This is a genomic window from Pantoea sp. UBA5923, assembly GCF_002431095.1.
Lineage (GTDB): Bacteria > Pseudomonadota > Gammaproteobacteria > Enterobacterales > Enterobacteriaceae > Pantoea > Pantoea piersonii.
Window position 1 is genome coordinate 140407 of record NZ_DJDN01000010.1, and the last position, 14088, is coordinate 154494.

The window sequence follows — 14088 nt, forward strand, 5'->3', positions numbered from 1 at the left end:
AAAATTGAACGCTTGAAAGCTTATGTCGAGAGTAAGGCTCTATTCCTTAAGAGCTTTGAATTTCTGGATGATGAAGATTTCGATATTTTTGTAGGCGATCGTTCATCTGCAGCACAGCAAGGCAAACATATCTCCTTTTCACAAACCCTTGACTCTAAATACAGTAATGCAGTTTCTTACATTCAAGCACACTTGAAAGAACGAGACATTCTGTACCCGCGCCATATCATCGAGAATTTCCTTACTCTGATTCGCACCAATGACCTTATCATTTTGGCAGGCGATTCGGGTTCGGGCAAAACGAACCTAGTTCAGTCGTTTGCTAAAGCGATTGGTGGAGTATCGAAAATCATCCCCGTTAAACCAAACTGGACTAGTTCAGAGGACTTGCTGGGCTATTACAACCCGCTAGAGAAGAAATACCTGGCTACGCCATTTCTTGAGGCATTAATCGAGGCTAAGCAAAACCCAGATATCCCATACTTTATCTGCTTAGACGAAATGAACCTTGCCCGAGTGGAATATTACTTTGCCGATTTTCTATCCAAGCTAGAGGAGCGCAACGAGCAACCCACGATTCAGCTTTATTCGGATGATGAAGCAGCCCATGTTCTTGCAGAGCTAAAAGGGGTTGTTTCGGTCATTTCTAACGCACAAGAAAAATTCAGTAAAAATGGCATCGTGGACTTCGTTGCACTCCTGCAGGATGAAGAGATTAACGCTGAAATGAAGCGCTCGTTTGGCTTTAGCGACAAAGATTCGTTGATTAAATACCATGGTGACATCAGACGCATGTTGGCAGGTGTTCTTGGCACACCTTCGTCTATCACGATTCCAGCAAACGTTAGGATCATTGGTGCAATTAACATCGACGAGACTACCCATTACCTATCACCAAAAATTCTCGATCGTGCGCATGTGATGAAGTTTAAGAGCCCTTTACTGACAGACTGGGACGCAATTTTTGATGAGATCGATTCTTACGGCCTTGATGACGTCAATTTGCCACTTGGGTTCGATATTGCAGAGCTTGGCGAACGTAGCCCTTATCCGAAATTTGAACGTTCGGATGAATTCTGTGAGCTGTTCACCACCTTAAATCGAGAAGTTTTCGACCCGCTTGGAGTCGAGTTTGGTATGCGTACCATTCGTCAGGGGCTTAACTACATAAGTTTGTTTAGCGATGTAAACGACAATAAACCTCTGGCCATTAACAACTTTATCGTTCATAAGGTGTTGCCTAAATTCATGTTTGATGGCAGTAAGCAAGTGGGCGATTACAGTAAAGTTGAGCTTGTTGGCCGTGTATTCTTACCTCGCCTTGAATCCCTTTTAGATAATCAGACAGAGATTGCGGCGGAGTTTTCATGCATCAAATCGGTAGAGCGTTTGGTTAAGACAGCCGAAGCAAATGATGGCGTTGTAAACTACTGGGCATAATCATGGACGTTCCATTCATTATCAAGTTTATCGAAACCAAATGGCATGATAAGCAAACCTTAGTCAGTGTTAACGAGTCAGAGTACTCGCTGAAGCTTGAGCATCTTGGAAACGACACGTTCTCTGCGCATACGATCATCTACCCCAGGGTCGAAGAGCTACGATTTGCTCAACTAGCGATTAAAGCTAAACACGGCGACAAGTCACCGCCTTATATTGCAATGCCCAATGGCGAGAGGAAGCCGTTAGAGTCGATTATTGATCCTGCTTCTAATTCTGTGTGGTGGGTTGAACCTGCTCATTGGGATGCAAAACAACGGGTCTGGCGCAGTGAGGCGCGGCGAACTGCTGGCCAGATCACGTTTGTTGTTGGTAACTCAACGCTAAAGCTTGATATTGATATCTCCGAACAGACCACATCAGACCTTTCTCACTACCTATCAGATTTCAAAGCAGACCTGTGGGAGTTGATTCTCGATGAGAACAGCCATATTACGGGCGACGCTAAAAAATCTCTGGTGGCGGCCATCGATCAAAAGGCTTTGTTACTGGTCGCATCTATTCTGACTAATGTACAAACAATCCTCAAAAAGCCCAAAGTTGAGCTGAAAGAAATTCAAGAATTGAAGCCGACCAAAGAAGTACGCCCTGTTCCACGTACGTTTATGGAGATTTGCACTAAGGGCTCGCGTAACCATTTAACCAGTCGCGCATCTGAGCCAAGCTACAACGTGCCTGAAAATCAATATGTCTTGCATGTCGTTTCGAACACCCTGAACATTGTAAAAAAATTGGTTAGGGTGGCTGAGAGTAAAAAAAGTCGTTTCTCTGATGCCGTCGACAAGCTTAATGAGCGTTTAGAAAGTTTAAAAAACTATCGCTCTATCAACCGTGATCTAGTGGTTAAAGACTTAGAGCGGTTGAAAAAGCTCTTTGATACAAAAGAAATAAATAAAGAATTAGCGAATAAATTAGATGAAATTAAGACCAATATGTACTTTTCACAAAATATTGCCACCAAAGGTTACCTCAGATTAGAAAAAGCCACAGGTTCTGAGAATGAGTGGTGGGCTAAAATTAAGCCCCAACTAAGTGATGATTGGCAACAGTTTGAGCAAGATAGATATACTATTTTTAGCTCTGGAAGCCCGTACTCAGGCTTGTTTAATCCTTACAGCGACTATGAGATAGAAGCGATAATGCCTGCACCTGCTAAGAGAGGAACAGCTTCGATCTTGCGCCCAAAGCACATATTCCGACTAACTCTTTTGGCGGATTCGCCTTCACTGCAGAGATATAAAGACAATTTTACCAAATTGCGCAAGCAAGGTATTGTTCTAAATGAAAATAACTGGAAAATGAAGCTAACACCGGAAGAGCTCTCTGAACAGGAAAAAGAGCGTTCGACCATCAATAAACGCTTGAGTTACTTTGTCACTGAACTTAAAAAAGTGGGAATAGTAAGCAAAGTTCTGGAGCCAAAAATAAAACCTTTCCAACAACTAGAGAAAGAATGGCGTCAATGCAAAGTCACAAGTAAAAGTACCTTTCCCAACTCCATGACATTTGTACAGAACCCTGCCTACCAAGCAGTCCACTCAGGTTTTAAAAATTTGAAAGAACAGATTGGTCTAGCCGATGAGGACATTTTGCTTTCGCTGGAGAAGATCGAGGCAATAGGCCTGATAAACATGCCACTACTCTATGAGCGCTGGTGTTTGCTTCAAATCATTAAGGTGTTAACTCATGCTTTGCGATATCAGCCGGAGGACAACTGGAAACGAAAATTAATTTCGCATATTCAAGGCAATGAAGAACAAATCAGCATTCAACTTTTCAACCCAAGTGTTTCCAGAGCGATTACTTTGCAATACGAGCCGTTTCTAGCCAATGGTAAGCGCCCAGATTTTGTTCTGGATGTGAAAGCGACCACCAAAAGTGGTGAGCAGATTTCAAAGCGGCTAGTCGTTGATGCAAAGTACTATTCAGCTACATATCTCAAGCAAAGAGGTGGAATCAGTGGCGTTATCCATGAACTTTACAATGACAAGGATTATAGCGAAGGCCAAGAGAACAGCGTATTTGTTCTTCATCCCGTGTTAGAGGCAGTGGAGAAAATTGTATCCCCACAGGAATGGGCGAAAAACAGTTATCTGGGCGAGCTTTCCATGTTCGATTGGGAACATGCGTATCACGGACGCCAGGCAACAAGCTATGGGGCTGTGTGTGCCAATCCAATGAAGTCGCAACGCTATCTTGACGAAATTCAGCGTATGCTTGGCATGTTTCTACAGTATGGCATTGAAGATAACTCTTCTTTACGAGGAGCATCAGATGATACTCATGCCGTGAATTTCTGTGTTTCTTGTGGCTCACCAGACGTTGAAGAAATTTCTAATCCAATACGCTCTAACAAAGAAAAGCGTTGGTATCGGTGCAATGATTGCACACAATTTACGGTTTATACCCATTGTGGCTCTTGCAATACGAGGCTTATCAAAAATGGAGAGTACTGGACCTACTTGTCCTTGATGCCCATGTCATCGATTAATATCAAATGTCCAAACTGCGAGTCTCCCGTTTGACACGTTTTTGTCCAAAAGAATGCCAGAGCTTATCGTCCACTACTCCGTTATCTGGGACATACCTGAATAGAGTTTTCTAACTGTATTGTAGTGGCACGGTGAATACAAAAAATAAGGCCTTTCCATCCATAAGAAAGGCCATTGCTGTAAAAAATTAATCACCCGCGACTACAACTGACTTGCTTCCCGTTGCTTAATACACCGCGATGTTAGTAATGTCTTCATAAGTCACTTCGGGATGAATGCCTGAATGAACACTGGTTCAGCGATATTCTTCATGCCCGGAAAATCATTAATGACTGGCGGCAGGACTATAACGAGTCCAGACCTCATTCATCGCTGAATTACAAGACGTCGGCTGAATTTGCAGCAAGCTGGAGAAATGGAAAATTAGAAGGTAAACAAACCGACATTACTAACTGATCGTTGTATCTAATACTGGGGGCAGGTCAGCGCGTAAATTTATCATTGGCGATCTTGCTCAGGCTTTTGCACGTCAGGTGATTGTTGCCGGATATGGTGACCCGCAGCCTATTCCCGGTGTTGCACCGGAAGATGCACGTCAGAGGCGCATTGAGGTTCGGTTCGCGCTACCAGAAAAATAGTGTTATCTGGCGTGATATTAACCGGAGTGTCTATGTGCTAAAGGTGAGAGCCTGTGCCGCCTTCAATTTACTGTCATTTACCAGAGGTGACCGCTCAGGTGGTCACCGAAATAAAGAAAAAAGTCCCCAATAACCCTCCGCCAGTATCTCGGCGGCATCGCAATTTTTCATGCCGCAGAGAACCCCAGCCATATAACTTTCTTATTTGGTAGCCTTGTTCAGATAAATGCTACTTCCGCCCAAACAGATTCACAACGTTGTTTTCCTGCTGCCGCTGATAGTTATTAACCCGATCCTCCCAGACTTCAAGCGCCCTGCGCTTCTCGGTCAGGTAATCATAACGGTCATAGTGTTTCGAACTGACGTCGTTCAAAGCGTGATTCTGAATACGGTCGCGGATCTCTTTGCTGATCCCTGCCTCCCATCAGCGTTTAGCAGGTCCGGCGTAAATCTCGCGCTGTGAAAACTTTAAACTCAGGATTGAAAGCCCGGAAATACATGATGGAACGCGCCAGACTGTCGGTGCGCACCGGTCGCTCGCCGTTGGTCGAGAGCGGGAAGATATAAGGACTGTTACTTTCCTTAGTCAGCTCTTTCACTGAGACTAATTCATTTAATGCCGATTCAGTAAGCGGGATCAGGTGCTCCCGTTTATTTTTCGATACATCGGCAATGACCAGGAGCGTCTTTTGCTGCCAGTCAATTGCGTTCCACTGGCTGGTAATCATTTCAAACGGCCGCTGCCCGCCAGCATAAATACAGAAGCGAATCAGATACTGCATCAGCGGCCCAACGTTGGTGGCCTCGGCGAATTGTTCCATGACAACTCGCAACTCTTCCAGCGTTAACCATGTATCACCCACTTTTTCCGCCGAAGACTGCTTCGGTATGGCCGATACCGGGTTTACTTCTAGCCCGAATGTAATACCGACGCTGGTATTCATTGGATCGTTATCAGCTTTCAGGCCGTAGTTAAATGCTGCCATTAGGTAGGAACGAATCCGATTTGCATGGACCACAGCATCACGCTGGATGATGCCAGACAGAATTGCTTTAATCTGTGAAGGTGTGACGTCCTTTGCTTTGGTTTCGCGAGGAATAGTTGAGTAGCATTCTTTTTCGAGACGCTTCAGCACATCAGCCCAGGTACGCTTATTATCCAGCTTCATTTTGTTCACGTAACCCTGCACCAGTTCTTCAAATGAACCCTGTGAACGGTGAAGCTGCATAATGTGCTGCTCAGCCAGTCGTTACTGCTCAAGCTCTTGCTGAGGATCTTTGCCTTCTATAAGCCAAGCTCCGTATTTTTTCACCAGCTCATTGGCCGTCACCAGTTTCATCTCAGGCCAGATGCCTAACTGAATGAATTTCTCTTTCTTACCTTTATCTACGTAGTAACGAAAATAAAAAACCTTACTACCTGAAGGCTGCACTTTTACGCCAAGACGCCCAGCACCACGCTGACCGCTATTGCTCCATTCATAGTAAGAAGTGCTTTTCGGTTTAAGTCCGCGGATTGCTGTATCAGTTAACTAAGTTGCCACACCATCACCTGTTGGTTTTCTTTTACCTGACCCAGTCAAAGTTCGGGTCAGGTAATGGGTCAGGTAATGGGTCAGGTAATGGGTCAGGTAATGGGTCAGGTAATGGGTCAGGTAACGATCTTACTGCCCAGAACATCCGGAGACAAACAAAAACAAACATTAATTCACAATCAAATGATTTTTATGAATTTTATATACAAACCAGAACAAACGAGAAGATATGTGATAGCAATATCTTCATGACTCATAATCGCTTGGTCGCTGGTTCAAACCCAGCAGGGGCCACCAAATTTTAGCTGTGAAATCAGCATAATAAAGCCACCTTTCAGGGTGGCTTTTTTGTTTTAGCTTTTACCCAGGAACTGGTATGCCTCTTTAACTATCGGCCTCCATCTTCACGAGATGAGTAGTAAAATCTGACTCGTTAATATGCGGCAAGCAATATGCTAACTTTGGTAATTTTCATTATGGGGCAGTTGGACATGCTGCCGGCATTACCACAGAGGTTCTGCTCAGGGCTGCGGGATGGGCGCAAAGCCGAGCGGGCACAAGTTCGCCAGCCTTTGGCGACTGGTATAGATCAGCCCCTTATGGCGACGATCCAGACGATCAGGCCTGGATAAGAATGGGTATCGAATATGCGAAACGTGCAGGTTTTTAAGAAACGCTATCTGCTTTTATTACTTTTGCCTGTTTTTATCTGGATAGCTTTTAAAATTACTCAGTTCTCTCCGTTAGAACAAACCTTACTGCAAAAGATCCCCGTTACCCGGCAGGTAAGCCTCTACATTACAGAAGCCAGCGCAGGCGCTACAACAGACTTCTCTTACCGCTTCTATTTATACGATGCCAGTAAAGACGAGCGCGCCGTTATGGCGGCTCTACAGCATGACAACGAACCTTTTATGATTACTAGCGATCGTAACGCCTTCCAGAAAGTTGAAAATGGCGCGATTTATCTTTCGACAAAAGGAACCCTGTACCGCTTTACCAATGCGCCCGCCTGCCGCGTTGGCGATATTATTTATACCGTCCCCGTTTATCTCACCGCATCGCCGCACTGAATATAAAACTTCAATCTTTCTTCAGGCGCTTCCCTTCATTCAGCGTGCCTGCACAGGCTTTCTCCTGCATCAGGCAGGGCCTGGCTCAATAATTTCTCAATACCCATAGCTTGTGTCGCTTCAACAGTTCACTTCTAAATCGATCCGGATTAATCTTAGCGCTTACTTTTTTGATAAGGATTTCTTCATCAAGTTACTTTTTGGGGCTGCCGTTTTACTCGTTTCCGCCACTGCAAACGCAGGCTTTATTCATCCGCTGGACTTTGATGGCTCAGAAAGCCAGAAGCAGGAAGTGATCAGCTACATTCAAGCGCGAGTAAAAGCGGATTACTGTGACGGTCAGCTTGATATGTGCCAGCCGACCACCTTGCGTATAATGGAAAAGCAAAACCTGACAGCATTTAAGAAATTAACAAAAGTGAGCGACAGGAAAATACTGGATCGCGTCATTAAAGATTACTGTCAGGGCGCGCTGGATATGTGCACCTATACCACGCTCGAAATAATGTATAAACAGAACGTTAAAGCCACTAAGCAAGAACTAAGCTGGTAGCTAAAGCAAACCACCTTTTACAGGTGGTTTTTTTATGCGCAAAGCCAGCGGGTACAGTTATTGCCAACGCGGCAAGCCACACCCTCCCCGCCAGTACACTTATTGACAGAACTCCAGGCTGACGCTCGCGGTACATAAACGGCTCCCGCCAGGCGATGTAGTTTACGCCAGACAGTAACTGGTACGCCGTCGACAAACTGCAACTGACGGATATGCTAGCATCCCGCCCAGGCAGAAGCCGCAGACGCGCAAGCCACCACTTTCTTGCTTGTTAACAGGTGTATTCAATCAGGATCTGATACTACGCGGCCCGTTAAAAAGTCTGACGGACATTGAGCGGGTAAAATTAACAAATGGGGAACTCAGGCCTGTTGATTTTGTGACTCTGGAAAACAAACTTTTTCTGGATAAGGTGGCGGCCAACAGCGATCTGCTGGCGGTCATCGAAGGCGAGCAGCAGTACATCATTAACCGCAGCTATAAGACGGTCGTGGACGGGAAATGGCTGCTGGATATTGAAGGCATGGCCAGCCTGCGTAATCTCTCTCGTCTGCCCGGCGGTCGCGTCAGGATTAGCGGCGGCGATGCAGAGTTCGAATGCGCGCTGAATGAGATCTCCGCGACGGGAATTGTCGTGATGACGTTGATTTAAAAGCGGTGCGCTTTCCCCGTCGATAAGCGCAGCCCTTTACCGTACCGATCTCTGCTCCCGCGATCCGCGTTATACTTCCCCGCTTTGCACCAGCGAGCATAATTCATAACCATGACTTCCAGACTTAAAATCATTCTTCCGCTTCTTATTATCTTCGTAGCCGCCGCCTGGTACTGGCTTACGCCTCACTACAGCAAAGAGGACGAGGCCTACTACGTCTCGGTGTTCTGCGCCATTCATCATGAAGAGAGCAGTCGCTTTGTGGCGGATATGCGCACCGTTATTGAAGGCGGTAACTCCGACTACGCCCTGCAGAAAATTCATTTCCAGCCGCACCTCGGCGAACAGGTGGTCAAAGCCTGGCAGAGCCTGAACGCAGAGCAAAAGGCGCAGGCCAGCACCGACGCCACTCAGTGCCGCAACCTGCTCGCTGATGCATTAAAGTAAGCGCCCCGCGCGATGCCGTTACAGGGCGAAATCCGCGTGTTATCTTGTGGGTTTCGCAACATCTCTCAGGCAAGCTCTAATGACAAAACTGCGGGTAGGCATTGTGTTCGGCGGCAAATCGGCCGAGCACGAAGTATCGTTACAGTCGGCTAAAAATATCCTTGATGCGATTGATAAAACGCGTTTCGAACCGATGCTGTTAGGCATTGATAAACAGGGTCAGTGGCATCTGAATGACGCCTCGAACTTTCTGATCAACGCGCAGGATCCGGCACTTATCGCGCTCAACCGCGGCGGCGAAAGCGTGGCGCTGGTGCCGGGCGAGTCACAGCAGCAGGTGATCGCCCGCCAGAGCGGCCACGCGCTGTCGCAGCTCGATGTTATTTTCCCTATCGTACACGGCACGCTCGGCGAAGATGGTTCGCTGCAGGGATTGCTGCGTATGGCGTCGCTGCCCTTTGTTGGCTCTGGCGTGCTGGGTTCGGCGGTCAGCATGGACAAAGACGTTACCAAACGTCTGCTGCGTGACGCCGGGCTACAGGTTGCGCCCTGGATTAGCGTGACGCAGGCGCAGCGGTCGCGCATCCAGGCGTCTGAGGTAGTCGCGCAGCTGGGCCTGCCGCTGTTTATCAAACCGGCCAATCAGGGTTCATCGGTCGGCGTCAGCAAAGTAGACACTGTCGAAGCGTTCGATAGCGCGCTGGATCTCGCCTTCACCTTTGATCGCAAAGTGCTGATTGAAAAAGGGATCAAAGGCCGTGAAATCGAGTGCGCAGTGCTGGGTAATGATGAGCCGCAGGCGAGCCCGTGTGGTGAAATAGTGGTGCACGACGCCTTTTACTCCTACGAGACCAAATATATCAGCGAAACCGGTGCGCGGACGCAGGTGCCCGCAGCCATCGACGCTGAGCGCAGCGAGGCGATCCGCGCCGTGGCGATCAAGGCATTTCAGGCGCTGGAGTGCAGCGGTATGGCACGCGTCGACGTCTTTCTGACGGACGCAGGCGAGATTATCGTTAACGAGGTGAATACCCTGCCTGGCTTTACCAACATCAGCATGTATCCCAAGCTGTGGCAGGCGGCGGGAGTCGAATATCGCGAGCTTATCACTCGCCTGATCGAGCTGGCGCTGGAGCGTCATCAGCAGACCAGCCAGCTAAAAAGCAGCGTATAAGAGCGAGCGCGGCGGGGTGATTTACGCCACGTCGCTGGCCAGCGTCAGGGTGCGCCAGGCAGGCGAAGTCTGGTTGCGCCCGTTGCGTTTGGAAAGATAGAGATTTTTATCCGCGGCGGAAATGAGCTTATTCACCACGCTGTGCCAGCTGCGATCTTCACCCGCCCTTCCCTGCGCCAGCCCCAGGCTGGCGGTTACGGTAACGGTATTGCCCTGCAGCCAGAACTTCTCTTTGCCTATCGCCTGCCGCACCGCCTCTGCCAGCCGGTAGAGCTGCTCAGGCCGGGCGTCGAACAGCACGATAGCGAACTCTTCGCCGCCGAACCGGCAGATGAAACCCTGTTTACCCACCACTTTCTGCATCCGCAGCGCGATCTCCTCCAGTACGCCATCGCCAGCGTCATGGCCGAAGTTGTCGTTGATGGTTTTGAAATAATCGATATCCAGCAGGATGACGCCAACGTTACGCCCGGCGGAGAACGGCTCCTCTTTCAGGCTCTCGTAAAGCCCGGAGCGCGACAGCAGCTGGGTCAGAAAATCGTAGTTGGCGCGCAAAGCGAGCCGCTGGTTAAGCTGGCGCACCGCATCCATACTGACGGCGACAATCAGCGGACTGATGGCGACCGTCGCCACGCCGAGGCGCGCCGAAGTCAGATGGCTTAAAGGCAGCAGGTTGTCGTTGCCCTGAATGTTCATTACGCCGTGTGAGACCAGCACGATTTCGCTGATGCCGGTCAGGAGTATCACCAGGCTGGTTACCGGGATCGGCAGCACGATGGCGCACCAGATGAGCGCCGGAACCGGAAACGTCAAACTGCCCGCGCCGCCAATCATGGCACCGACCACCAGCGACAGCAGCACGCTCAGCAGCGGCAGCCATTTACCCGGAGAGAGCAGCGTGGCGAACGACAGGCTGCGCCAGTTGCGCGCGAGTAAAAACGGCAGCAGCATCAGGCCGGTTGAGAACTGTTCGCTGAACCAGTCGCCCCAGGCGGTGGCGAAGCGGGCATCGAAGCTCATATTCTGCGCCAGGCCGCCCCAGGTAGCACATGCGAAGGCGGCGAGCAGACAGGCGGGAAAGATGCGCAGCGCGTTGCTGATCTGCCTGCGGTCGGAGTCGCGCAGGTAGTGTTTTACCAGCATAGAGACGGAAATAACGATAAACAGCAGGTTAGCGGCGTTCAGCGTGACGGCGGGCCATGCCCAGCCGGAAAAAACTGTGTCGTTCACCACCATGGCGGCGAAGCTGGCAAGGTAGTAGCGAAAACGATGCAGAAAAGGATGACGAACGATAACGGCAGCGACGATGGCGTTCACTGGCCAGAATAGCGATAGCTCGGCGGGAATGCGCAGATGACTGCCTAAAAAACAAAACAGCAGGGTGATCAGAAACAGCGAAAAGACATTCTTTGTAGTCTTGTGCTCTGCAAACAGCTTAACGCGCATAGGTCTGAACCCTGTAGCCTGTAAATTCTTCGCTCCCTGCCCGTCCCGGACGATCGCAGAATGCCATTAAACCGCATTCGCCGTCCGGGCAATTCAGCGAATAAACGGCAGGGATTGACGCTACTCATCATCTGGGTTGCGCCGTCTGGCTTTCGGCGCGCCAATTATGCCCTAAATTAATAAAATCGACCCTCCGGGATATCTGATTTTTAAGCGTTGTCAGTAAGGGAGCCGCGGCGGGTGGCAGGGCCCAATCGCAAAGACGCAAAACGGCACCCCTGCCAGCTCGGCCCGCGACCTCCCTGTCGCGGGACGCTTTGCTCTCCGTGTCCTGCCACGGCCTGAAAAAGCACAACGGCGTTACTTCACCGCTACCGGCCACTGGCTGAGGCGAATGCCGCGCTTATTCGCGCTGTCGCCGAAATCTTTCAGCACCGCTTTTACGTCTGGATCCAGATACTCGGCGTTATCGTGATCCACAATCACCACGCTGTTTTCCGGGATCTCAGCCAGTAGCCCCTGTAGCTTCGGGTTATGCAGAAAGGTCAGATTCTGCTGGAAGCGCAGCACATAGTGATCGTCATAGCGGGTCAGCTGTAGCGCATTGCGGTGGCTCTTATACAGGCTAATAAGCATCTGCGTCGCCAGACCGATGCCAATGCCCGACAGCATGCCAAACAGAATAATGCCGCCAATGGTGGCGAGGAACGGCACGTACTGCTGCGCGCCCATGCGGAACTGCTCAATGAACAGGCGCGGCGTCGCCAGCTTATAGCCGGTATAGAGCAACACCGCCGCCAGGCTGGCCAGCGGAATGGCATTCAGCAGATCGCTGAACCACAATCCGCAGATCAACAACAGCACGCCGTGAATAAGAATAGAGAGTTTGGTCTGCGCGCCGGTGCTGACGTTCACCGAGCTGCGCACAATCACCGCCGTAATCGGCATTGCACCCAGCAGACCGGCACTGAGGTTGCCGATGCCCTGCGCGAACATCTCCCGATTAGGCGACGGCGGCGGGTTCTGCGGGCGCAGCTTCTTCAGCGCCTCCTGGCTCAGCAGCGTCTCCAGGCTGGCGACCAGCGCCAGCGTTACCGCCACCACCCAGACCGACGGGTTTTGCCACGCCGTCCAGGCTGGGCTTTCCAGCTGCGCCGTCAGCGCTGAAAGGCTGTCGAACGACGGCAGTGCGATGCGTGACAGCTCGTTCGCCATCTCCGGCATCAGCCGTCCGCCAAATAGCGTTGCGGCGCAGCCAAACAGCACCGCGACCAGCGGCCCAGGTATCCAGCCCAGTGCGCCAGCCTTCTTTATCAGCGGCGTGGTCCATAACCACAGGATCGCCAGGCTGCCGCCAGCAACCAGCATCGCAGGCGCGGAGAAAGCCGCAGCGCCGCTGGCGAACCCTGCCAGCCCCGCATCGCCCTCAATGCCGAACGCCACCGGGATCTGCTGGATAATCAGCAGAATGCCGATGGCCGCCAGCATTCCCTTGATCACGCTGCCCGGCACCAGCGAGATAAACCGCCCGGCGCGCAGCAAGCCCAGACCGCACTGCATCAGGCCCGCCAGCAGCAGCGCGGTAAGGAAAGCGCTGAAGCTGCCGAGCGTTTCAATCGAGGCGACGACGATAGTGACCAGCCCTGCCGCCGGGCCGCTGACGGCAAAGCGTGAAGGACTTAACGCGGTAACCAGCAGCCCGCCGATAACGCCGGTCAGCAAGCCGGCAAACGGCGGCAGCCCGCTCGCCTGCGCGATGCCAAGACAGAGCGGCAGCGCCACCAGAAAAACCACCAGACCGGCAGGAATATCCTGACGAAGCGTACTTACATTCATGGCGAGGATTCCTCTGCTGATTGCTGGATTAACTCTTTAAGATGGCCAGACTGCAGATCGTAAACGCAGCCGAAGAGATCTAATGTCTGGCCCGCTCGCCACGCGTCGCGCACCGGCGCGGTGGCGGCCAGACGGGAGAACTGCGCTAACACGTTTACCTCAACCAGCTGGTTCAGCGTCTCGGCTGTTGCTTCCGGCTCATCGGGCAAACTGGCGCCCAGCGCCTGTCGCAGCGCGGCGATACGTCGCGCCAGCGCTGAGGTTTCCTGCGCCAGCGGGCTTTGCGGCAGGTTAAGCGCCGCCTGAACACCGCCGCAGCCGTAATGGCCACACAGCACGATGCGTTCTACGCCGAGATAAATGATGGCGTACTGCAGCACGCTCATCAGGTTGTCGTCGCCGTCGACCACCATATTGGCGATATTGCGATGGACAAAGAGTTCGCCGGGATGCGAGCCGGTCAGAACCTCGGCCGGTACGCGACTGTCTGAGCAGCCAATCCAGAGTGAGTGCGGTTTCTGTTGATGGAGGTATTTTTCAAAATAGTCAGGGTTACGTTCGCGGCGCTGGAGCGCCCAGCTGCGATTTTTTGCTAATAAGGGTTTCAGTGTCGTCACATTCGTCTCTCTCAACAACCGGGAAGGAAATATACAGGCGAACAAGGGAGTGAACCGGCTCACAGTTAACTGCTGGCAGTCAGAAAAACAACGCAGTTCATCACAGAAATTGTTTATAGCCGTTT

Annotated in this window: 11 protein-coding genes and 2 pseudogenes; 9 read left to right on the forward strand and 4 right to left on the reverse strand. The window is 50.8% G+C overall.

Annotated elements, in window-relative coordinates; all coding sequences use genetic code 11:
* The 3 genes and pseudogenes from B3797_RS01840 to B3797_RS01850 form a co-directional block, all read left to right on the forward strand.
* Positions 1 to 1440: McrB family protein (locus B3797_RS01840; protein WP_311790225.1), on the forward strand; the 1440-nt coding region annotated here is incomplete at its 5' end.
* A 2-nt stretch (positions 1441 to 1442) separates the two neighbouring features.
* A complete protein-coding gene (locus B3797_RS01845) occupies positions 1443 to 4025 on the forward strand; it encodes a nuclease domain-containing protein (protein WP_311790226.1) in 2583 nt (860 codons plus the stop codon).
* 231 nt (positions 4026 to 4256) lie between these two features.
* A pseudogene (locus tag B3797_RS01850) lies at positions 4257 to 4448 on the forward strand (integrase core domain-containing protein); the annotation flags it as partial.
* Between the two features lie 411 nt (positions 4449 to 4859).
* On the opposite strand, the pseudogene B3797_RS01855 reads toward B3797_RS01850, so the two are convergent.
* Positions 4860 to 6147: pseudogene (locus B3797_RS01855) on the reverse strand (tyrosine-type recombinase/integrase).
* A 520-nt stretch (positions 6148 to 6667) separates the two neighbouring features.
* On the opposite strand from B3797_RS01855, the gene B3797_RS01860 reads away from it, so the two are divergent.
* The 6 genes from B3797_RS01860 (at position 6668) to ddlA (ending at position 10064) form a co-directional block, all read left to right on the forward strand.
* Positions 6668 to 6835: a polymorphic toxin type 44 domain-containing protein gene (locus tag B3797_RS01860; protein WP_311790273.1), complete on the forward strand. Its 168-nt coding sequence runs from the start codon at positions 6668 to 6670 to the stop codon at positions 6833 to 6835.
* Positions 6813 to 7238, forward strand: coding sequence for a hypothetical protein (locus B3797_RS01865; protein WP_269949838.1), 426 nt, complete (start codon positions 6813 to 6815; stop codon positions 7236 to 7238). Before B3797_RS01860 ends, B3797_RS01865 begins: the two co-directional genes overlap by 23 nt.
* 112 nt (positions 7239 to 7350) lie before the next feature.
* Complete coding sequence (locus tag B3797_RS01870; protein ID WP_311790227.1) at positions 7351 to 7791, forward strand: hypothetical protein; 441 nt, start codon at positions 7351 to 7353, stop codon at positions 7789 to 7791.
* Between the two features lie 268 nt (positions 7792 to 8059).
* Positions 8060 to 8443, forward strand: a complete 384-nt coding sequence (locus B3797_RS01875) for a hypothetical protein (RefSeq protein ID WP_311790228.1) — start codon at positions 8060 to 8062, stop codon at positions 8441 to 8443.
* Positions 8444 to 8554: 111 nt separating this feature from the next.
* On the forward strand, positions 8555 to 8890 hold the full coding sequence (locus B3797_RS01880; protein WP_311790229.1) for a hypothetical protein: 336 nt from the start codon (positions 8555 to 8557) through the stop codon (positions 8888 to 8890).
* A 79-nt stretch (positions 8891 to 8969) separates the two neighbouring features.
* Complete coding sequence (ddlA, locus tag B3797_RS01885) at positions 8970 to 10064, forward strand: D-alanine--D-alanine ligase (RefSeq protein ID WP_311790230.1); 1095 nt, start codon at positions 8970 to 8972, stop codon at positions 10062 to 10064.
* 21 nt (positions 10065 to 10085) lie between these two features.
* On the opposite strand, the gene B3797_RS01890 is transcribed toward ddlA, so the two are convergent.
* From B3797_RS01890 to B3797_RS01900, 3 genes are all read right to left on the reverse strand, one after another.
* On the reverse strand, positions 10086 to 11510 hold the full coding sequence (locus B3797_RS01890) for a diguanylate cyclase (RefSeq protein WP_311790231.1): 1425 nt from the start codon (positions 11508 to 11510) through the stop codon (positions 10086 to 10088).
* Positions 11511 to 11870: 360 nt separating this feature from the next.
* Positions 11871 to 13346, reverse strand: a complete 1476-nt coding sequence (locus B3797_RS01895; protein ID WP_311790232.1) for a SulP family inorganic anion transporter — start codon at positions 13344 to 13346, stop codon at positions 11871 to 11873.
* Positions 13343 to 13963 carry a carbonic anhydrase gene (locus tag B3797_RS01900; RefSeq protein ID WP_311790233.1) on the reverse strand — a complete coding sequence of 207 codons (621 nt, stop codon included), beginning with the start codon at positions 13961 to 13963 and terminating at the stop codon, positions 13343 to 13345. Before B3797_RS01900 ends, B3797_RS01895 begins: the two co-directional genes overlap by 4 nt.
* Positions 13964 to 14088 lie beyond the last annotated feature (125 nt).